This is a genomic window from Streptomyces sp. M41(2017) (genome assembly GCF_002078175.1).
Lineage (GTDB): Bacteria > Actinomycetota > Actinomycetes > Streptomycetales > Streptomycetaceae > Streptomyces.
In genome coordinates, this window is the sequence record NZ_MWFK01000002.1 from 560987 (window position 1) to 580379 (window position 19393).

Sequence of the window (19393 nt, forward strand, 5' to 3'; positions counted from 1 at the left end):
GCGCGCTGGGGAGGCGGCCCGCCCGGGCCCGACGGAGCATGGGGAGGACGGAAACCGCCGAGCAGTGACGGGAGTGCGCAGGTGGGTGAAGGGCGGGAGCGGCGCGGCTCGGAGGAGTACGACGAGGTGCGCCAGGTCGAGGCGCTCAACCGGATGGCGGGCCCCGTCGGTGACGGATCGGGTGATCCGTCGGACCGTCTGCGCGGCCGTGAGGCCGATCTCCTGGTGGGACACGCGCTCGCGCGGGCCGAGACGTTGCGCGAGACGCTGGCCCTCGTCCCCCGGCTGGCCGACGCGTCGCTGCCGTTGCGCAGCCAGTTGGTCCTGCGGTCGGACCGCGAGCGGCTGCACTGCGTGGCCCAGCTCGGATTCACCGACTGCGGGGTCGACAACTTCCGGGTCACTCTCGGCAGCGATCACCCGGCCGCGCAGGCCGTCCGCACGGGGCGGCCCGTCTTCCTCTCCTCGTCGGACGAGTACCGGACCCGGTTCCCCGCCGGACCGTCCTGCGAGCTGAAGGGCCACGAGGCCTGGGCCTACCTGCCGCTGACCACCTACGGACAGGTCACCGGCGTATGGGTGGCCGGGTTCAGCGCGGCGCTGGAGATGACCGAGGGGGTCCGCGCGCTGCTGGCCACCGTGGCCCGCCTGCTCGGCCAGAGCATCGAGCGCACGTACACCGACGAGGCCGATCTGGCCCTCTCGCAGAGCCTGCGCAGCAGCATGAGCCGTATCGGCCCCGGCGTGGACGGCCTCACCGTGGCCGCACGGTACGTCCCCACCGGCGGCGGTCTGATGGTCGGCGGCGACTGGTTCGACAGCCTCAGCCTGCCCAACGGGCGCCTTGGCCTGGTGATCGGTGACGTCCAGGGGCACGACGTGCACGCCGCGGGGCTGATGTCCCAGTTGCGTACGGCGATCCACGCCTACGCGGCCGAGGGGCACGGGCCCGACGCCGTCCTGGTGAGGGCCTCGCAGTTCCTCGCGGCGCTGGACGAGGACCGTTTCGCCACCTGCATCTACATGGAGGCCGAACCGGCCACCGGCACCCTGCGGATCGCCCGCGCGGGGCACCCCCACCCCGTCCTGCGGCTCCCGGACGGAACCTGCCTGCTCAAGCACCTGAGCGGCGGGCTTCCCCTGGGGCTGAATCTCGGGGAGGACGACTATCCGGTGAACGTCCTCACCCTGAACGAGGGCGAGGTGCTCATGCTGTGCACCGACGGTCTGATCGAGACCGGCGGTCACGACATGTACTCGGGCTGGCTCCGGGTGCGCAACGCCCTCTCCCCCGGTTCGTCCGAGGACCTCGACGGCATGGCGGACCGCCTGCTGAACGCGGTCGTCGCCCCCCAGGAACCGGGAGATCACCCGCAGCACGCGTCGCTCACCGAGGACGACATCGCTCTGCTCCTGCTCCGCCGTGACGCGGGCGAGCCGGGAGTCGCCCCGCCCGAGCGCCGGCTCTTCCTCACCCTCGAACAGGACCAAGCCCGTGGCCTGTCCGAAGCGCGGATGGAGCTCCAGGGTCTGCTCCACGACTGGTCGAGTCCCGACCAGGTCGACACCGCCGTCCTGCTCACCTCCGAGCTTCTCGGCAACGTCCTGGTCCACACCGAGCAGGCCGCCGTCCTGCGGGCCGAGATCAGTGGCTCGCCGGACCACCGCCGGCTGCGCGTGGAGGTCACCGACCGCAGCGACGACGTCCCTCACCGGCGCGCGCCGGGCGAGCTCTCCTCCTCGGGCCGGGGCCTGGTCCTCCTCGATCTGCTGGCCCACCAGTGGAACGTCCGCCCGGAGCCGGAGGGCAAGACCGTGTGGTTCGAACTCGACGAGGACCGGACCGACCTCCCGGCCTGACCGGCGCGGACTACGCCTGTTGCAGCGCGGGCTCCGGCTCCCTCTGCTGGGCGAGGGCGGGCTTCGGGCCCGGTGTCGCGTCCCAGCGGCCGGTGGTCCGGACGTAGAGGTGGATCACGGAGCCGGTCACCAGGAGGAGAAGGGGGCCGAACACGAAGGGGTGCCGGGCCATGTCCAGTGGCAGGAAGCGGTACGACAGGAGGAGCGCGGTGAACACGATCGCCCCGTAGGTGACGAACCGGACTCCGGCGCGTTCCCAGCCACGGTCGAAGGAGCGCATCGCCGCCTCGACGGTGAGCGCGAACACCACACCGGCCAGGAGGTCCGCGCCGTAGTGGTAACCGAATCCCAGCGTGGCGGTGAGCGTGGCGACCAGCCAGAAGGCGCCCGCCCAGCGCATGACGCGCGGTGCCTTGCGCGAGTGGATGAAGAGCGTGGTGGCCCAGGCCGTGTGCAGGCTGGGCATGCAGTTGCGGGGGGTGATCCCGTCGAACGGGACCGCGTGCAGCGCTCCGAGCGGCGGCGCCGTGTTCGGCCACAGACCGGCCACCGCCCATGGCCCGCCCTCGGCGCTGTAGGCGAAGACCGGACCGACCACCGGGAAGATCATGTAGATGGCCGGGCCGAGCAGCCCGATGACCAGGAACGTGCGCACCAGGTGATGGCCCGGGAAGCCGCGGTCGGCGGCGACGTTGCGCAGTTGGTACAGCCCGAAGAGGGCCGCGGCCAGGGGAAGCTGACCGTAGACCGCGTTCAGGACGTGGGTGCCGATCGGGTCGGTGGCCGCGACCATGCGGCCCACCAGCCATGAGGGGTCGCCCAGCGCGTGATCGGCGGTCGCCACGTATGGATCGAGCACCGCGTGCCGTGTCTTCGAGGTGATGAGCAGCCAGGTGTCACCCGTCTTGTGGCCCCCCACGAGGAGCAGGCCCAGCCCGACGCCCTTCAGCAGCAGGGCACGTTCCCGGCCGGTGCGGCGTACGACGGCGACGACCGCGCAGCCCAGGAGTACCCACAGCGCGCCGCTGCCGAAGTTCAGGTCGGCGCCGGCTACCCAGCGCACCAGCGTGAGGACGACGTCGATACCGATGGCCGCCCCGGCGGCGACGAACCGTTCCCGCCAGGACAGCACCACCATCATCAGTGCCAGTCCGGCGTACAGCAGCGGGCCCGAGTGCGGGGCGAGCACGAACTCCCGCCCCAGGTTGGTGATCGGCCCGGGCTCGCCGTACCGCCGCGCGACGATCTCCAGCGCGACGAGGAAGCCCAGGACCGCCACGGCCGCCACGGCCCACAGAACCGCTTGGGGCCGACGCCGTACGGCGGACACGATGCTGCTGTTGGCTGGCGAGGGCTCTCGCGATGTTCCTGATATCAACTGTTCTGGCCGATGTGTTGGGTGCTGGTCATCCGGGCTCACCCTTCTGGCCAGACCGCAGGTGCCTTCTGGTGAAGGTGGGGCGATCAGGACGATCACCGTGAGACCGATGATGTTATCGGAGAGGTGCCGGCGGGTTTCGGCGCTCACACCGGAGGCGGGGGCCGAGCGTTCCCGCCCCCCCGGCGCTCTGCGACCCCAACGGATTGCTGCCACCCTGGGAGACGGCGGATCTTCACTGCTCAGGGAGTTCTCATGGCATGGACGGACAGGGCGGCCACGGGAGGTCGGCGCGGGGAGTCGGGGACGTGAGCGGCGCTCCGGTCTCCGAGGGCGACTACGGCAAGGACCTGTTCGAACCGGAGCACCCCGAGGAAGCGGGACGGATCGACGCGGCCGCGCTCGTGTACGACCCGGTCACCGTACGTCGGCTGCTCGCGCTGGGCGCGGCGCGGGACGGCCGCTGCCTGGAGGTGGGAGCCGGGACCGGCACCGTCCTGCGGTGGCTCCTGGACGAGGCGGGCGCCCGCGAGGTGGTCGCCCTCGACCGGGACACCAGTGGCCTCGGCACCCTGGCCGACGCACGCCTGCGGGTGGTCACCGCGGATCTCCGGGACGAGGGCCTGGACCTCGGCGGCTTCGACCTGATTCACGCCCGGTTCGTGCTCATGCACCTCCCCGAACGCCGCCGGCTCGTCGCACGGCTCGCGGAGTGGCTCAACCCGGGCGGCTGGCTCGTGCTCGGCGACGCCGTGGAGATGCCGAACGTCCTGGACCCGGGGTCGGCCTACCGCCGGACCATGGACGCGATGTGGCAGGCGCTGAGGACGACCATCGGCACCGACACGTCCAGCGTCCCCGCCTATCCGCACTTCCTGCGCGAGGAGGGCCTCCGCCAGGTCGCCGGAGAGCTCGTCTGCCCGCCTCTGGCCGCCGACCGCGCCCTGGCCCGCTTCTGGTCCGAGACGTGGAACAGGATGCGGCCCGCCCTGATGGAGACAGGTCTCGTCGACTCCGCCGTCGTCGAGGAAGCCCTGGCCTACCTGGCATCTCCCGACCTGGCCGAGTTCGGACCGGGTATGGCGATGGCTTGGGGTCAGAAGCCGTGAGGCCTGGGTACCCGGCCGTCCCGAACACACCGCACCCAGAGCGAGAAGAGATCTGCCCCATGACCATCACACGCGTTCTCGCGGTCGCCCCGGTCAGTGACATCGAGCGGGCGGTGGCCTGGTACGAACGGCTCCTGGGACGGCCCGCCGACCTGCGGCCCATGCCCGGGCTCGCGGACTGGCACCTCACCTCCACCGGCTGGATCCAGGTGTTCCATGACCCCGAACACGCCGGTTCGACGCTGCTCAACCTGAACGTGGACGACCTCGACCAGGCACTCGCCGACCTCGCGGCACGCGGTCTCACGGCAGGGACGGTCCAGCCCGGCGCACAGACCGTACGCTTTGCCGCGCTCCACGACCCCGACGGCAACCGGATCACGCTGATCGAGAATCCGGTGGAGTGACCCCCACCGCCGCGCTGCCGTAGCCCCGAGTCCGCGCGGGGTCGAAGGAATCGAACGGTCAAACCGGGCGGAACTGCGGGCCGTACGTCTCCTGTGAGCCGGGGATCCGCATCTCCATCAGTTCCACGGCGGGAGACTCCAGCCTGCCCATGGCCCGCACCGCCGCGTTCAGACTGCTCGCGCCACCGTCGCCCCACGCGGCGTCGAGCGAATCCAGCACACCGGCGTACGCGCTGTCGAAGGCGCTGATGAGTCGCCCGGCATCGTCGGGCGGACTGTCCCAGCCGCCGGCCGGAACCCTGGCCATGGGCCGGGCGTCGGGGAAGGGCACGACCGGTCCGCTGTACCGCCAGCCGTCGTCCTCCTCGCGCAGCTGCCGGCCGTGGTAGATCTCGGCGAACGCGTAGTAGTGGGCCACATGATCGTCGCCGGGGGCGTCCGCGGGTGAGCTGGAGGTTCCTTCGCCCTGTTCACGGACGATGTCGATGGCGTGTTCGACGTCATCGAGCGTCCTCACGGGTTTGAGGTCGTCCCCGCCGACCTGCTGCTGCACCTGGCGGGCCGTGGACAGATCGGGCGTCGCCGACCGGAACGTCTTCAGCAGCTCTCCGTAGAAGGTGCCGATGCTGAGCGAGTCGTCACCGCCGTCCGTGAGCGGCGCGGCGGGGGCCTCGATGGCCATCATGACGTCGTGCACGAACGGCTTGGTCAGTCCCGACAGGTAGACGTCGACGCCGGGGTGCACTCCGCCCGGCAGCGGGCCGGGGTAGAGGGGCGCCGCCGCGTGGATGTCGGGCCGGCCGCCCACCGCGACGAGCAGATTGCAGACGACGCCGAGGTGGAACATCTCGTCGAGCACCACGCGCCGGATCAGCTGCGCGACCTCGCTCTTGCGGTCCTTGATGGACCACCAGCCGCACAGATAGGGCGGGATGGTCGAGAACTCGACCGCGACGGCGATCTGCAGGGCCTCCTGGAGCCAGTCGTCACGGCGGTTCTTCATCGGTACGGCGAGCAGGCGTTCCGCGGGCCCGCGTTCGGGAGTGGGGAGCCGTCCCGGTGCCGACCGCACGGACGCGTGGGCGACGGCGGACGCCGCAACCGGCGCGGTCGCCGCCAGAGCGGCGGACGCGAGGAAACTGCGACGCCTGAGCGCGGTGGCCGCCGGCTCCTCGGGGGATCTCTTCGTCTCCGTCACCGCAGCCTCCACGTTCGCCCGACACGGGCTCACCCGTGGACCGGGCGGCCACTGACGATCATGAAGCTAACAGCCGGGTCGCACCTTCCCGGAGCGCACGGGCCGCGTGGCGCGCACTCCCCCACAGACAGCCCAGCAGCAGCGGGCTGTGAGGTTCCCCGGGTGCCCGCTCGCCCGGCCGGCGTCGTGGCGCGGAAGGCGTGCCGCTCGCACGGAGCGCGGCCGCACCGCAGGATGGAGTCGGGGCCGGGGCGTCGGTCCCGACAGGCCGGAAGCCGTACGGCTCCCGGTTCAGGTAGTTTCCTCATGACAACTGATGGGGTTCGGGGCGGGTCCAGGCCCCCCGACGCGGCTCGGAGGAAGAAGCGGGGCCATGCCGGAAGAACCCGAGCAGACGGAGCAGGGCGTACCCGGGACGACCGGATCCCCGGACGTCGACGGCTGGCCCAGGGAGCTGCACAGCCTCTGGATGGCGGCGAACGGCGTCCAGGACGTCACCGATCTCGCCCACCTGGTGTACCGGGCCCTGCTGACCCAGCCCGGCGCCGTCGTCGCGGCCGGTGCACGGTGGAACGCCGAGGGACTCATCTATACCCGGACGCTCACGACGGGCATGAACGCGCCCGACACCCGGCGGCCGGCGGCGGGTGAGCGCTGGACCGTCCCCGAGAGGATCCGGCGGCGCGGTGCCGCCGTGGACGGCCCCGTGGTCGTCGAGCACGGGGCTCCGGCACTGGACGCCGCGCTCGGGTCCGGCGACTCCCCGAACGTGTTCGGCGACGCCGCCACGGTCCTGGAGTGCGACTTCCCGCTCGGTGCCGACCGGGCGGCGCTGTGGTTGGGCCTGGACGCGCCTCCGGAGAACCTCCCGCTTCTGCGGGCACGGCTGGAACAGGTCGCGGAGATTCTGATGGTGAGCAACCGTCGCCTGCTGGACCACCGGGCTCATGAACGCCGACAGGTCGAGGACGCCTTCCTGGCCGAGGCGTCGCTCCAGATGGACTCCAGCCTGGACGTCGAGGAGACGCTGCGCCGGGTCGCGCGCCTCGCCGTCCCGGCGATGGCGGAGGGCTGCGTCGTCCACCTCTTCGGAGCGGACGGCAGGCTCGCGCCGGTGGCGTGGGCCCATGTGGCGGCACCCGCCCAGGACTGGCTGGCGGACGTGTCACTGCACGACGCATGGCTCGGCAAGGCACTGCGAGCCGCTTCGGAGCAGGCAGAGGGCGCGCTGCTGCGCGGCGCAGACCTGTCCGGCGGCCCGTTCGGCCCCGGTTCCGAGGGGCACGGCGCCGCTGTCCGCGTCCTGAGCATCAGTCCGCTGCGTGCCAGGGGGCGCGCCCTCGGCACCCTGACCTTCCTGCACCACGGATCCGACGACATCGAGAACCTGCGCATGCTCGGTGACCTCGCCGGCCGGGCGGCGCTGGCGATCGACACGAGCACGCTGTACGAGCAGCGGCGCCGCCACGTGGAGATCCTGCAGCGGCATCTGCTGCCCCGGGCCCTGCCCGAGGTGCCGGGGCTGATCCTGAGCAGCGCGTACGAGGTGGCCGACGAGTCGCTGGAGGTCGGCGGCGACTTCTACGACGCCGTCGTCACCGGAGACGGCCGGCTCGCCCTGATCATCGGGGACGTGTGCGGGCGTGGGGCCGAGGCCGCGGCGCTGACCGGTCTGGCGCGGCACACCCTCCGTACGCTCCTGGAGGACGGGACTCCGCCGGGGCAGGCACTGGCGCGGTTGAACCGTGCGCTCATCGCGGAGCGGAGCTCCCGGTTCGTCACCGCGCTCGTGGCGGTGCTGACCCCCGCGCCGGACGGCTGGGAGGTCGAACTGGCCAATGCCGGACACCCGAGACCGCTGGTGCGCGGCGCCGACGGCCAGGTGGTCGAGGAGCTCACGGCGGGGGGCGTCCTGCTCGGGGTGCTCGCCCGGTCCACGTACGAGCCCCTGCGTCTGGGGCTCGGCCGGGGTGAGTCGCTGGTGCTCTTCACGGACGGGCTCCTCGAAGCGCGCGGCGCGGACGGCACCTTCTTCGAGGAACAGCTCGCCGCGGCGGTGCGGCGCAGCGGCGGGGGACCGTCCGCCGCCGACCGGTTGATCTCCCTGGCCTCGGAGTTCCGCGCGACAGGGGACGACGACACGGCCGTACTGATCGCCGAGGTGAAGGAATGACCATGGGGCACGCGGACGAGGACGGCCGGCGGGTCGACAACCAGTGGATCCTCGTGGTGGAGGACTCCGCCGAGGACGCCGAGGCCATCGAGCGGGCGCTGAACCGCACGCACCCGGATCTGCGGCTGGAGTTCACCGACCGTGGCGAGGGAGTGGCCGAACGGCTCCTGGACGCGGCCGAACTGCCCGGCCTCGTGCTGCTGGACCTCAACATGCCGGGTCCGAGCGGGCATTCCGTGCTCAGCGCGATCCGCAGTCATCCGCAGCTCGCGGAGGTCACCCTGATCGTGTTCACGTCGTCGACGGCGCCCGCCGAGGTCGACGCCTGCTACGCGGCAGGCGCGGACAGCTACATCTACAAGCCGGTGAACTTCGCGCTGTTCCGCACCGTCCTCAAGGGGGCGATCGACTACTGGCAGCAGACGAAGGCTCAGGCGGAGCCGGACGCCGCCGGGCCCGGGTCTCCGAGCGTGAAGTAGAACGACGCTCCCTGCCCCGGTTCGCTCTCCAGCCAGATGCGTCCGCCGTGGCGTTCGACGATCCGTTTCACGACGGCGAGTCCGACGCCGGTTCCGCCGCCGTACTCCGCCGGCCCGTGCAGCCGCCGGAACAGGTCGAAGACCTCGCTCTGCCGGCCGGGCGGGATGCCGATGCCGTTGTCCCGTACCAGGACGGCCTGTTCGCGTCCCGGGCCGTCCTGCGTGGGTACGGTCGCCACGGCGATCTCGACGGTGCGGTCGGGGCGGTCGGCGGCGTACTTGGCCGCGTTCACCAGCAGGTTGACGAGGATCTCGTAGAGCCGGTCGGGGTCGGCCCGGACCCGGCCGAGGGTGGCGGGGCGCAGGACCGTGACGTGTTCGTCCGCGAGGCGCGGTCCTGCCACCTCCAGGGCGGCGTCGACCACGTCGTCCAGCGGCACGTCGGCGCGCTGCACCCCACCGCGGCCCAACCGCGCGTAGTGCAGCAGGGAGTTGAGGAGTTCGTCCATGCGGCCGGCCAGCCGCTGCATGGTCTCCAGCCGCCGGACGCTGGTCGCGTCGAGGCCGTCCGCCGCGTCCTCCAGGGTGAAGGTGGCGGCGTTCGAGATGCCGCGCAGCGGTTCCTTGAGGTCGTGGGCCGCCGCGTGGGCGAAGGAGTCCAGGTCCACGTTGATCATGCGGAGTTCGTCGTTGAGACGGCCCAGTTCGTTCGCGTGGCGCAGGACGAGGCCGGTGAGCAGGCGCCACATCTCCAGTGCCGCCGACTGGTCCTGGGCGGTCCACGGCAGGCTGCGGCCGCGCATGACGGAGCGGAACACCGCGCCCGATCCGCGGGGCGTGAGGCGCTCCCCGCGGGGACCGACGCGGACGGGCGACGCGGGGTCGGCGGCCCATTCACGGGGCATCGGCCGCTCCGCACGGGTCCACGCGAGGAACTCGCCCGACCTGCCGAGGGAGACCATCAGCAGGCCCGCGACCCCGTCCGGCTCGGCGATCGGCCCGCGCTCGACCTCGCGGTCGGCGTCTGCGCCTGTGTCTGTGTCTGTGTCTGTGTCTGTGTCTGTGTCTGTGTCTGTGTCTGTGTCGGCGAGGAGTTCCGGCAGCCGGTCCGTCGCCCACACCGTGCCGGGCGTCATCAGGGCGGCACGACGGCCCAGTTCGGAAGCGAGCCGGTCGGGCAGCGGCAGTCCGGCGGTGACCAGCCGGCCAGAACGGGCGAGGGCCACCCCGTCGGCGTTCGTCAGTCCGCGGAAGGCCTCCTCGTGGCGCAGCAGTGACGCTTCGACATCGGCGTCCAGAAGTTCGGCGACGGCGCCCGCGCGGGCACCGGAGCGGGCGAAACCGTCGGCCCGTTCGCGCTCCTCGATCGCGGCCAGTTGAAGGGAGAACGCGGCGCCGAACAGTTCGCAGGCGGAGCGGACCTCCGGTGCCAGCACCTTGGGGTCGGCCCCGTGGCAGGCGATGAGCCCCCACAGCCTGCCTTCCCGCATGACCGACACGGACATGGACGAGCGGACCCGGATGTTGCGCAGGTACTCCAGATGGAACTCGGAGACCGTGCGCAGCGCGGCGCCCGACAGATCCAGGGGCCGCCCTGTGCTCTGCCTGACCTGGGGGTGGAGACGGACGGTCGGGTCGTCCACGTCGGTGATGACCCGGATCCAGTTGTCCTGGTAGAGCCGACGCGCCTGCGGAGGGATGTCGGTGGCCGGGAACCAGAGTCCGAGCCATGGCTCCCAGGCCTCCGTGACCTCCTCGGCCACGACCTCACCGGGCCCGTCCGGGCCGTCGAAACGGTAGGCCACCACGCGGTCGAAGCCCGTCAGCGACCGGATCTCCTTCACGGCGGTGCGACAGCCGTCCGTGACCGTCGACGCCGACCGCAGTCGGGCCAGCGCCCGGCGGACGCCCTGGTAGAAGCCGGAGAAGAGGAACGCCTGCCGCTCGTCGCGCGGCTCGAACTCCAGTACCAGCAGCTCGCCGCGGCGGTGGACGGACAGGTCGAAGGTGCCGCGCGACGAGCCCGTGCCGGCCGTCACCGGCAGGGCCGCGGAGGGCGCGTCGGCACCGCTCGTCGCCTCCAGCGCCTCCAGCCAGTCGTCGGGCCCCACGACCCGGGTGACGGGACCGCCGACGAGGTCCTCGGCCGGCACCCCGAGCAGCGGGCCCGTGTTCGCCGCCGCCGTGTCGACCAGGCCGGTCGCCGCGTCGACGGCGAGGAGGGTGCCGTACGACTGGACACCGCCCAGGAGATGGATCGGCTCGCGGACGCACTCCGACAGGTCGAATCCGCCCGGTACCGCCTGCTCCGCCGCCCGTGCACGCCGCGACAGCCAGTCATCCCCCACGGGACCGCACCTCCACCTCGAGCTGATCGTTCCCGCGCATCCTCCCCCACCGGCCCGCGGACGGCACGTGCGACACCGCCGCGGTGCACACCGGGGGCTCATGGCCGGGGATCCCGGCTCCGGTACGGCAGGTGACCCCGGAAGACGGTGCGCGGCGGGGACCACGGCCGACGCGGACGATCAACCCGCCTGCTCCCGTGGCCAGTTGATTCCGGCCGACCGAACTCCGCCGCGACAGGGAGCCAAAAATCGCCTGGTATACCAAGGACTCGAAAAGATAACGATCACCATGAACGGAGGCGGGTGCAATATCCCTATTCGTACGGGACATTCGCGCCACACCTGCCCACAACGTCGCGGTCGTCCAATCGGTGAAACGACGCTCCGGTATACCGTGTCGCCCCAACAGCGCCGCCCGACCGGGCGCGCGTCCCGCCATTCGTGAAGGAGGTGTGGTCCCGTGCGTCGCCTACCCATCGCGCTCGCGGCGGCCGCATTGCTGACGTTCGCCACCGGCTGCGGCTCACTGTCGCCGCCCGGTGAGAACACCGCCGCCGCGCCCCGACTCGTCGATGCGCGGCCGGTCCGTGACGGCGGCGTCGCGGTCATCGGGCTCAAGTCCGATCCGGACAAGCTCGACCCCAGCCTCACCGGCACGCTGGTGGCGCGGACGGTGTTCACGTCCATGTGCGAGCAGCTCTACGACGTCGACCGGCACAACCGGTTCGTTCCCCAACTCGCCGCTTCACTGCCGAAGATCAGCGACGGCGGCCGTACGTTCACGTTCGACGTACGCCGTGACGCGCGGTTCAGCGACGGGGCGAAGCTCGACGCGCAGGCCGTGAAGACCTCCCTTGAGCGCCATCTGCACCTGCGCGGATCCGGCCGGGCGTCGGAGATCGACTCGGTGGAGAAGGTCGACACCGTCGGCCCGTACACCGTGCGTCTCACGCTCAGGCACCCGGACACCCCGCTGCTCGGACGGCTGGCCAACACGGCGGGGCTCATCATGTCGCCGAAGGCGATAGCGAAGTACGGCAGCGCCTTCGCCGCGCATCCGTCGTGCGTCGGACCGTTCAAATACGTCAAGCGGGTCATCGGAGACCGGATCGAGCTCACGAAGGACCCGCTGTACTACGACGCGGACAAGGTCCATCTCGACGGCGTGGTCTACAAGACCATCACCGACGGCAACATCCGTCTGGCCAACCTGCGTTCCGGCGATGTGCAGATCGGCGACCAGATGGGGCCGGTCGAGGTGCGCAGCGGTATGGGCGACAAGACCCTGCAACTGCTCAACACGCCCTCGCTCGGCTACATGGCCGTCACGCTCAACGTCGGCAACGCGCACGGCATCGCCGAGAAGCCCGGCCGGGTGAACACGCCGTTCTCGCGGGACGTGCGGGTCCGTGAGGCGTTCGACCTCTCGCTGGACCGAGCCCTCATCAACAAGATCGTCTTCCAGGACATGTACGAGCCCGCGTGCGGGCCGGTGCCGCCGGGGACGCCGCTCAGCACTCCGGTGACCTGCCCCGGGCGCGATGTCGACAAGGCCAAGCGCCTGTTGAAGGCGGCCGGGGTCAGGACGCCCGTCCCGCTGGAGCTGATGATCAACACGACGCCGGAGGACAACCGGCTCGGCCAGGTCATCCAGGCGATGGCCAAGGACGCCGGTTTCGACGTGCGGCTGCGGCCCACCGAGTTCGCCACCGGGCTCACCCGCACGCTGGCCGGCGACTTCCAGGCGCGGACCGGCGGCTGGGGCGGGCAGCCCGACCCGGCCGGCAACATCGACAGCCTCGTCGGCACCACCGGCAGCAACAACCAGGGCAAGCTCTCCGACCCCGAGGTCGACCGGCTCATCGAGGCCGGGCGCAGCACCGCCGACCCGGCGAAGCGGCGCGACATCTACCGGAGGCTCACCGCCGCCATCAACCGCCAGCACGCGGTGATCTACCTCTACCGGAACATCAACTACGCCGTCGCGTCCAAGGACATCAGCGGCATAGCGCTCTCCGGCGACGGACTCATCAGGGTCAAGGAGGCCGGTTACGTGAAGGGGGGCCAGGGATGAACCCCGTCGCCAGACTTCTGACGTCCTACCCGGGCAGGCGCATCGGCCAGGCGCTGCTCACCATGGTGCTCGTCAGCATCACGGTCTTCGCCGGTGTCCGTGCGATGCCCGGCGACACCGCGCAGGCCCTGGCCGGCGAGCAGACCTCCCCCGAGGTCCTCTCCGCCATCCGCGAGGAGTACGGGCTCGACCACAACATCGCGGTCCAGTACTGGGACTACGTACGGCACGCCGTCACCGGGGACTTCGGTACCTCCGCCCGCAGCGGTCTGCCGGTTCTCGACTCGATCCTGGACGCCCTGCCCATCACGCTCGAACTCGCGGCCCTGGCGCTGCTCCTGGCGGTCGTGCTCGGGATCGGTGCCGGTGTGGTCGCCGCGGTCCGGCGCGGCAGGCCGGAGGAGTGGCTGGCGAACGCCGTGGCTCTGCTGGGCATGTCGGTGCCGACGTTCTGGCTCGGCATGCTGCTGGTCCTCACGTTCGCGATCGCCGTGCCGGTGTTCGCGGCCTCGGGCTTCGTCCCGTTCGGTGAGGACCCGGTCGAGAACCTGAGCCGTCTGGTGCTTCCCGCGATCGTCCTCGGCTCGGGCCTGGCCGCCGTCGTCATGCGGCAGACCCGCGCGGCGATGCTCGACGCGATGTCCTCGGACTACGTCCGCACGGCCCGCGCGAAGGGCCTGTCGCAGCGGTCCGTCATCGGCACGCACGCGCTCCGGAACTCGCTGGTCACGGTCATCACGGTGCTCGGCCTCCAGCTCGGCCAACTCATCTCGGGCGCGGTCGTGACCGAGCAGGTCTTCGTCCTGCCCGGCTTCGGCAAGCTCACCATCGACGCCGTCTTCACCCGTGACTACGCGATGGTGCAGGGCGTCGTGCTCTTCACCTCCGGCGCGTACATCCTGATCAACCTGCTGGTCGACCTCCTGTACTCGGTGATCGACCCGCGCATCCGGCTGGGAGGCTCCCGATGACCACCGTCAACTCCCCCGCCCTGCCCCGGCCTTCGGGCCCGGCACCGGACGACGCCCGTGCGGGGGGCGTGGCCGGCCGGACCGCCGAGCGGATCGGCGCCGGCTGGCGCAGGCTCCGGCGCAACAAGCTGGCCCTCGTCGGGGCGGTCCTCGCGGCCGTCTTCGTCCTGGTCGCCGTCTTCTCGTCGCTGATCGCCCCGTACGACCCGGCGCGGCCGGACTTCGACCTGGCGCTGGCACCGCCCAGCTGGGCGCACTGGCTGGGCACCGACGACCTCGGACGCGACCAGTTGTCCCGGGTCCTGGTCGGCGTCACCGCGTCGATGCAGGTCGGTGTGGTCTCCGTGGCGCTGGCCTTCGTGGTCGCGGTGCCGCTGGGACTGCTCGCCGGGTACTACGGCCGGTTCGCCGACTCCGTGGTGTCGCGGCTCACCGACACGATGCTGGCCTTCCCGTTCCTGGTGCTCGCGGTCGGACTCGCCGCGGTGCTCGGCCCGTCGCTGGAGAACGCCACCATCGCCATCGGCATCTCGCAGATACCGGCGATCGTCCGGATCACCCGGGCCGAGACCCTGCGGCTCAAGCATCTGGACTACGTCGCCGCGGCCGTCGCCAACGGAGGCGGTGACCGCACGGTCCTCTTCCGGCACGTGCTGCCCAACGCGACCTCGGCGCTCATCGTCCAGGCCACGGTCGGCGTCCCGACCGCGATCATCGGCGAGGCGGTCCTCAGCTTCCTCGGCCTGGGCGTACAGCCGCCCTCGCCGTCCCTCGGCGTGATGCTCTCCAGTGCCCAGCCGTTCATCGCCACCGCCCCCTGGATGGCCGTCTTCCCCGGGCTCGTCATCGTGCTGGCGACCCTGGCGTTCAACCTGCTCGGCGACGGCGTCCGCGACATCCTCGACCCCCGTGGAGGCTCCCGGTGACCCCCACCGCACCATCCGCCGCACCGGCGGCAGTCGCCCGGCGTGGCGGCCCACCGGTCCTCAGTGTCCGCGACCTGACCGTCGCCTTCCACGGCCCGGAGTCCACCGTGCACGCCGTGGACGGGGTCTCCTACGACCTGGCCCCCGGTGAGGTGCTCGCCGTGGTCGGCGAATCCGGCTGCGGCAAGTCCGTCACGTCCATGGCGGTCATGGGCCTGCTCCCGCCGACCGCGCGGGTCGGCGGCTCCATCACCCTGGACGGCAGGGAACTAGTCGGTGCCGGTGAACGCACCCTTCGCTCCCTGCGCGGACGACGGCTCTCCATGATCTTCCAGGAGCCGATGACCTCGCTGAACCCGGTACTGACCGTGGGACGCCAGATCTCCGAGGTGCTGGTCCGCCATCAGGGACTCGGCCGCAAGGAGGCCCGGGCCCGCGCCGTCGAACTCCTCGACCTGGTCGGCATCCCCGCGCCCGACCGGCGCGTGGACGAGTACCCGCACCAGCTCTCGGGCGGGATGCGCCAGCGCGTGATGATCGCCATCGCGGTCGCCTGCGACCCGGCCGTCCTCATCGCCGACGAGCCGACGACCGCACTGGACGTCACCGTGCAGGCGGGCATCCTCGACGTGCTCAAGTCGCTGCGGGACCGGCTCGGCACCGCCATCGTCCTCATCACCCACGACCTCGGCGTGGTGGCGGAGACCGCCGACCGTGTCCTGGTCATGTACGCCGGGCGGCCTGTCGAACAGGCCACGGTGGACGAGCTGTTCGCGGCGCCCCGGCACCCCTACACCCGCGGACTGCTCGGGGCCGTCCTCCGGCCCGGCAGCCGTACCGCCGAGGGACGGGCCCGGCTCAACGAGATCCCCGGTCTGGTGCCGGACCTGCGCGAGCAGCCGGACGCCTGCGGCTTCGCACCGCGCTGCGCCTTCGCCCAGGACGACTGCCGCACGGGGCGCCCCGCACTGCGCACCGTCGCCGGCACCCACCGGATCGCCTGCCACCACCCGGCCGTACCCTCCCCCGCCTCAGAGGAGGCCGCCCGATGACCGGACCCGACGACGTGCACGCCACCCCGGTGCTGGACGTCCGCGACCTGCGGCGCCACTTCGCCTCGCCGACCGGCACGGTCCGCGCCGTCGACGGGGTGTCCCTGACGATCGGACCCGGTGAAGTCGTCGGTCTGGTCGGCGAGTCCGGCAGCGGCAAGTCGACGGTGGGCCGCTGCGTGGTGCGCCTCGACGAGCCGACCGACGGTCGGGTCGTCATCGACGGAACCGACGTGACGACACTGTCCGCCCGTGCGATGCGGCCCCTGCGCCGCAATGTGCATCTGGTCTTCCAGGACCCGTCCTCGTCGCTCAATCCCCGCATGACGATCCGTCAGATCATTACGGAGCCGATCCGGTTGCACCGTCTCGCGGGCCGGGCGGAGGCCGCGCGCCGGGTCGACGAGCTGCTGCGCCGGGTGGGGCTGCGCCCCGAACTGGCGGACCGGAAACCCCATCAGCTCTCGGGAGGCCAGCGGCAGCGGGTGTCCATCGCGCGGGCGCTGGCGGTGGAACCGGTACTGCTCGTCGCGGACGAACCGACGTCCGCGCTCGACGTGTCGGTGCAGGCGTCCGTCCTCAACCTGCTCGCGGACCTCCAGCGCGAGCGCGGTTTCGGCTGCCTGTTCATCACGCACGACCTGGCGGCCGTGGAGTACCTGGCGGACCGGATCGCCGTGATGTATCTCGGCCGCATCGTCGAACAGGCGCCCGCCGCCGAGCTGTTCGCCGACCCCAAGCACCCGTACACACAGGCCTTGTTGTCCGCGGCGCCGGTTCCGGACCCGGAGGAGCAGCGCGGGCGGACCCGGATCCTGCTGGGCGGCGATCTGCCGAGTCCGCTCGACCCGCCGCCCGGCTGTCACTTCCACACCCGCTGTCCGCTCGCGACGGACCGCTGCCGTACCGAGGCGCCGGAACTGCGCACCGTGCCGTCTGCGGAGGACGGCGGGGTTCCCCGCCAGGTCGCCTGCCATCTCGTGGCCGAGGACGGCACCGCGCCGGACGCGGCACACGTCCCGGTGACAGCAGGCGTCTGAAGCATCTTGCGGGCGACCGTCCCTGATGGTTCGTCAAGCTCCGTGCCGAGTAGCGAGCTCTCGGCACGGAGCTTCGCCGTTCCCCCCTTCGGATCACGCGCGGGGCCGGTCGTTGCTGACGTTGCTCCACGCGTCTGCACTCAAGGGCCCGCGCGTGGAGGCCTCTTCGCCGAAGGGATACGGGAACGGGCCGGACCGCGCGGTGCGGTCCGGCCCGAACGAGCGGGTGGGCGGCTCAGCCGACGAGACGCAGCTGGTCCGCGACGACCCGTCCCGCGTGCACGACGGTGCGGTCGGTGCCCCGGTCCATGACGGCGGCGGCCACGCTGTCACCGTCGACGAGGACGAGGTCGGCCACGTCCCCGACGCCGACGCCGGGCCGGTCGGCCGTGGATGTCAGCCGCTCCAGCGACGGGTCCAGGATCGCGGCGCCGCCCCGGCTCGCGACCGCCCAGCAGTGCTCGATCAGCTCGTCCGGCCGGTAGCGGTTGGTGAACGCCAGCTGCCACGTGCGGTCGAGCATGTCGCCGTTGCCGTACGGCGACCAGTAGTCGCGCTGGCCGTCCTCGCCGAGACCGACCCGGACGCCGGCCCGGGTCAGGTCGGCCAGCGGCAGGGCGTTCTGCTGCTGCGCGGGGGCGATCGTGGCCATCGAGACGTCCAGCTCGGCGAACTCCTCGATGAGGCGGCGGGTCGTCGCCTCGTCCACGGTGCCGAGCTCGTACGCGTGGGAGAGCGTGACCTTGCCCTGCATGCCGAGGGCACGGGTGCGTTCCAGGATCAGGTCGGTGCTGAACACGCCCAGGTGGCCCGGCTCGTGGAGGTGGATGTCGACGGGTGCCTGATGCCGTTCGGCGAGCCCGAAGACGATGTCGAGATGGCGGACCGGGTCGCGGTCCAGGGTGCACGGGTCGATGCCGCCGACGACCGCGGCCCCCGAGGAGAGCGCCTGGTCCATCAGGTCCGGCACCCCCTTCTCCAGGAGGAGGCCCGCCTGCGGGAACGCCATGATCTCGACGTCGGCACGGTCCTTGTGCGCCTCCTTCGCGGCGAGGACGCCCTCGAAGCGCTCCAGCCCGCTGTCGGCGTCGATCTGCGCGTAGCTGCGCACCCGTGTGGTGCCCCGCTCGATCATGCGGCCCAGCAGGGCGGTCGCGCGCTCGGCGACCGGCGGGTCCTCCCGCCAGTGGTCGCGGTCGTTCATGGTCAGGCCCCACACGCCGGGCTTGCCGGTGTGCGGGCGGAACGGCAGGCCGATCCGGTTGGAGTCCAGGTGGCAGTGGACGTCGGAGAAGGAGGGCATGGCCAGGCGGCCGCGGCCGTCGACGCTCGTGCCGTCGTCCGTGCGGGACGGGTCGTGCGGCAGGATCGCGGAGATCCGGGCGTCGCGGATCTCTATGTCACTGGCCTCCCCGCCCCAGGGGCGGACGTTCCTGATCAGCATGGGTGGGTCGTACTCCTTGCGGTTGGTGCCGTGGGTGACAGTGGTCGGGGGCCGGCCGACGCGGGTGTCTCAGTCGGCCGGCAACACGTCGGCGAGCGTGGCGAGGGAGGGGGCCCGGCCCATCTCGATGTGCGTGTAGGCGAGGGCGGCGGCGAGATCCGGCTTGCCTTCGGTGATCGCCGCGCAGATGTCCTGGTGTTCGGAGCACTGGACGCTCTGGTCGCGGTCGCCGGTGAGGGTGAACACCCACTGCACGAGGCCCAGGGAGGGCTGGAGAGTCGTCTGCAGCAGCCGGTTCCCGGTGAGCGCCACGATCTCCGCGTGCAGGGCGGTGTTCGCGCCGGGGATCTCCTGCACGTCGGCCCGGCGGGTGGCGTCCTCGGCGACCGTCATCAGTTCGCTCAGCCGGGCGGTACTGGCGCCCGCCGCGCTGACCTGGGCCGCGCGCCGGGTGGCGAAAACTTCGAGACTCAGCCGCAGGTCGAACAGCTCGTCCACGTCGCGGAGGGTCAGCCTGCGCACCGACGCGCCCTTGCCGGGAGAGAGTTCGACGAGTCCGTCCGCCGCCAGGCGGGACAGCGCCTCGCGCACGGGCACGCGGGAGAAGCCGAGCGCTTCGGAGAGGTCGCGCTCACGCAGCCGGGAGCCCGGCGGGTGGGTGCCGTCGAGGATGGCGGCGCGCAGGGTCCGCTCGGCGCGGTCGACGTGCGAGACGCCGTTGTCCGGATGGGTGGTCACCGTGGCACTCCTCCAACGCGGGACAAGGGGACGGGAACAGGGCCGCCCGCGGTCGGTCGCTCCCGGAGGCCCCGGGCGAGCGGACACGCGGCACTCCTCGGCCGTGCGTCACGGGGACCCTAGCATTTGGCATACCAGTCGGGTGCGGATCACTGGAATGCCGCACGTTTTGCCCTTGATGGCCCGTTATCCACCG

The 19393-nt window shown here is 71.7% G+C and carries 15 protein-coding genes; 10 read left to right on the top strand and 5 right to left on the bottom strand.

All coding sequences use genetic code 11. From position 1 onward, the window contains the following. The first annotated feature begins 81 nt into the window (after positions 1 to 81). On the top strand, positions 82 to 1860 hold the full coding sequence (locus tag B0675_RS28120) for a SpoIIE family protein phosphatase (protein WP_241540036.1): 1779 nt from the start codon (positions 82 to 84) through the stop codon (positions 1858 to 1860). Positions 1861 to 1870: 10 nt separating this feature from the next. Here the strand turns inward: B0675_RS28120 and B0675_RS28125 are convergent, their stop codons facing one another. Next, on the bottom strand, positions 1871 to 3190 hold the full coding sequence (locus tag B0675_RS28125; RefSeq protein WP_241540037.1) for a phosphatase PAP2 family protein: 1320 nt from the start codon (positions 3188 to 3190) through the stop codon (positions 1871 to 1873). A gap of 356 nt (positions 3191 to 3546) precedes the next feature. Between B0675_RS28125 and B0675_RS28130 the strand changes: the two genes are divergently transcribed. Then, a complete protein-coding gene (locus B0675_RS28130; RefSeq protein WP_241540038.1) occupies positions 3547 to 4347 on the top strand; it encodes a class I SAM-dependent methyltransferase in 801 nt (266 codons plus the stop codon). Positions 4348 to 4406: 59 nt separating this feature from the next. Beyond that, the gene (locus B0675_RS28135) at positions 4407 to 4754 is read left to right on the top strand and encodes a VOC family protein (RefSeq protein ID WP_081222405.1); all 348 of its coding nucleotides are present in this window, start codon (positions 4407 to 4409) and stop codon (positions 4752 to 4754) included. Positions 4755 to 4812: 58 nt separating this feature from the next. On the opposite strand, the gene B0675_RS28140 is transcribed toward B0675_RS28135, so the two are convergent. Next, a complete protein-coding gene (locus B0675_RS28140; protein ID WP_081222406.1) occupies positions 4813 to 5952 on the bottom strand; it encodes a ferritin-like protein in 1140 nt (379 codons plus the stop codon). Positions 5953 to 6325: 373 nt separating this feature from the next. On the opposite strand from B0675_RS28140, the gene B0675_RS28145 reads away from it, so the two are divergent. Then, positions 6326 to 8125 carry a GAF domain-containing SpoIIE family protein phosphatase gene (locus tag B0675_RS28145; RefSeq protein ID WP_081222407.1) on the top strand — a complete coding sequence of 600 codons (1800 nt, stop codon included), beginning with the start codon at positions 6326 to 6328 and terminating at the stop codon, positions 8123 to 8125. A gap of 2 nt (positions 8126 to 8127) precedes the next feature. Next, positions 8128 to 8604 carry a response regulator gene (locus tag B0675_RS28150; protein ID WP_081222408.1) on the top strand — a complete coding sequence of 159 codons (477 nt, stop codon included), beginning with the start codon at positions 8128 to 8130 and terminating at the stop codon, positions 8602 to 8604. On the opposite strand, the gene B0675_RS28155 is transcribed toward B0675_RS28150, so the two are convergent. Further along, positions 8556 to 10952, bottom strand: a complete 2397-nt coding sequence (locus B0675_RS28155) for an ATP-binding protein (protein WP_241540039.1) — start codon at positions 10950 to 10952, stop codon at positions 8556 to 8558. The genes B0675_RS28150 and B0675_RS28155 overlap by 49 nt on opposite strands. Before the next feature lie 460 nt (positions 10953 to 11412). On the opposite strand from B0675_RS28155, the gene B0675_RS28160 reads away from it, so the two are divergent. From B0675_RS28160 to B0675_RS28180, 5 genes are read left to right on the top strand one after another with little or no spacing between them, the layout of a single operon-like run. Next, the gene (locus B0675_RS28160) at positions 11413 to 13026 is read left to right on the top strand and encodes an ABC transporter substrate-binding protein (RefSeq protein WP_081222410.1); all 1614 of its coding nucleotides are present in this window, start codon (positions 11413 to 11415) and stop codon (positions 13024 to 13026) included. Further along, on the top strand, positions 13023 to 13997 hold the full coding sequence (locus B0675_RS28165; RefSeq protein ID WP_081222411.1) for an ABC transporter permease: 975 nt from the start codon (positions 13023 to 13025) through the stop codon (positions 13995 to 13997). The genes B0675_RS28160 and B0675_RS28165 overlap by 4 nt, the downstream gene beginning before the upstream one ends. Next, complete coding sequence (locus B0675_RS28170) at positions 13994 to 14923, top strand: ABC transporter permease (protein ID WP_081222412.1); 930 nt, start codon at positions 13994 to 13996, stop codon at positions 14921 to 14923. Before B0675_RS28165 ends, B0675_RS28170 begins: the two co-directional genes overlap by 4 nt. Further along, on the top strand, positions 14920 to 15975 hold the full coding sequence (locus B0675_RS28175; protein WP_081222413.1) for an ABC transporter ATP-binding protein: 1056 nt from the start codon (positions 14920 to 14922) through the stop codon (positions 15973 to 15975). The genes B0675_RS28170 and B0675_RS28175 overlap by 4 nt, the downstream gene beginning before the upstream one ends. Further along, on the top strand, positions 15972 to 17015 hold the full coding sequence (locus tag B0675_RS28180) for an oligopeptide/dipeptide ABC transporter ATP-binding protein (RefSeq protein WP_081222414.1): 1044 nt from the start codon (positions 15972 to 15974) through the stop codon (positions 17013 to 17015). The genes B0675_RS28175 and B0675_RS28180 overlap by 4 nt, the downstream gene beginning before the upstream one ends. Before the next feature lie 235 nt (positions 17016 to 17250). Here B0675_RS28180 and B0675_RS28185 read toward each other — a convergent pair whose 3' ends face one another. Both B0675_RS28185 and B0675_RS28190 read right to left on the bottom strand, forming a co-directional pair. Continuing rightward, positions 17251 to 18459, bottom strand: a complete 1209-nt coding sequence (locus tag B0675_RS28185; RefSeq protein ID WP_081222415.1) for an amidohydrolase — start codon at positions 18457 to 18459, stop codon at positions 17251 to 17253. 69 nt (positions 18460 to 18528) lie between these two features. Then, a complete protein-coding gene (locus B0675_RS28190) occupies positions 18529 to 19197 on the bottom strand; it encodes a GntR family transcriptional regulator (RefSeq protein ID WP_081222416.1) in 669 nt (222 codons plus the stop codon). Positions 19198 to 19393: the final 196 nt, after the last annotated feature.

What these genes read in the sequence shown, in the direction of transcription:
- B0675_RS28145 (WP_081222407.1), top strand. Translation starts at nt 6,326, where the DNA reads ATGCCGGAAGAACCCGAGCAGACGGAGCAGGGCGTACCCGGGACGACC.
- B0675_RS28170 (WP_081222412.1), top strand. Translation starts at nt 13,994, where the DNA reads ATGACCACCGTCAACTCCCCCGCCCTGCCCCGGCCTTCGGGCCCGGCA.
- B0675_RS28185 (WP_081222415.1), bottom strand. Translation starts at nt 18,459, where the DNA reads ATGCTGATCAGGAACGTCCGCCCCTGGGGCGGGGAGGCCAGTGACATA.
- B0675_RS28150 (WP_081222408.1), top strand. Translation starts at nt 8,128, where the DNA reads ATGGGGCACGCGGACGAGGACGGCCGGCGGGTCGACAACCAGTGGATC.
- B0675_RS28165 (WP_081222411.1), top strand. Translation starts at nt 13,023, where the DNA reads ATGAACCCCGTCGCCAGACTTCTGACGTCCTACCCGGGCAGGCGCATC.
- B0675_RS28180 (WP_081222414.1), top strand. Translation starts at nt 15,972, where the DNA reads ATGACCGGACCCGACGACGTGCACGCCACCCCGGTGCTGGACGTCCGC.
- B0675_RS28135 (WP_081222405.1), top strand. Translation starts at nt 4,407, where the DNA reads ATGACCATCACACGCGTTCTCGCGGTCGCCCCGGTCAGTGACATCGAG.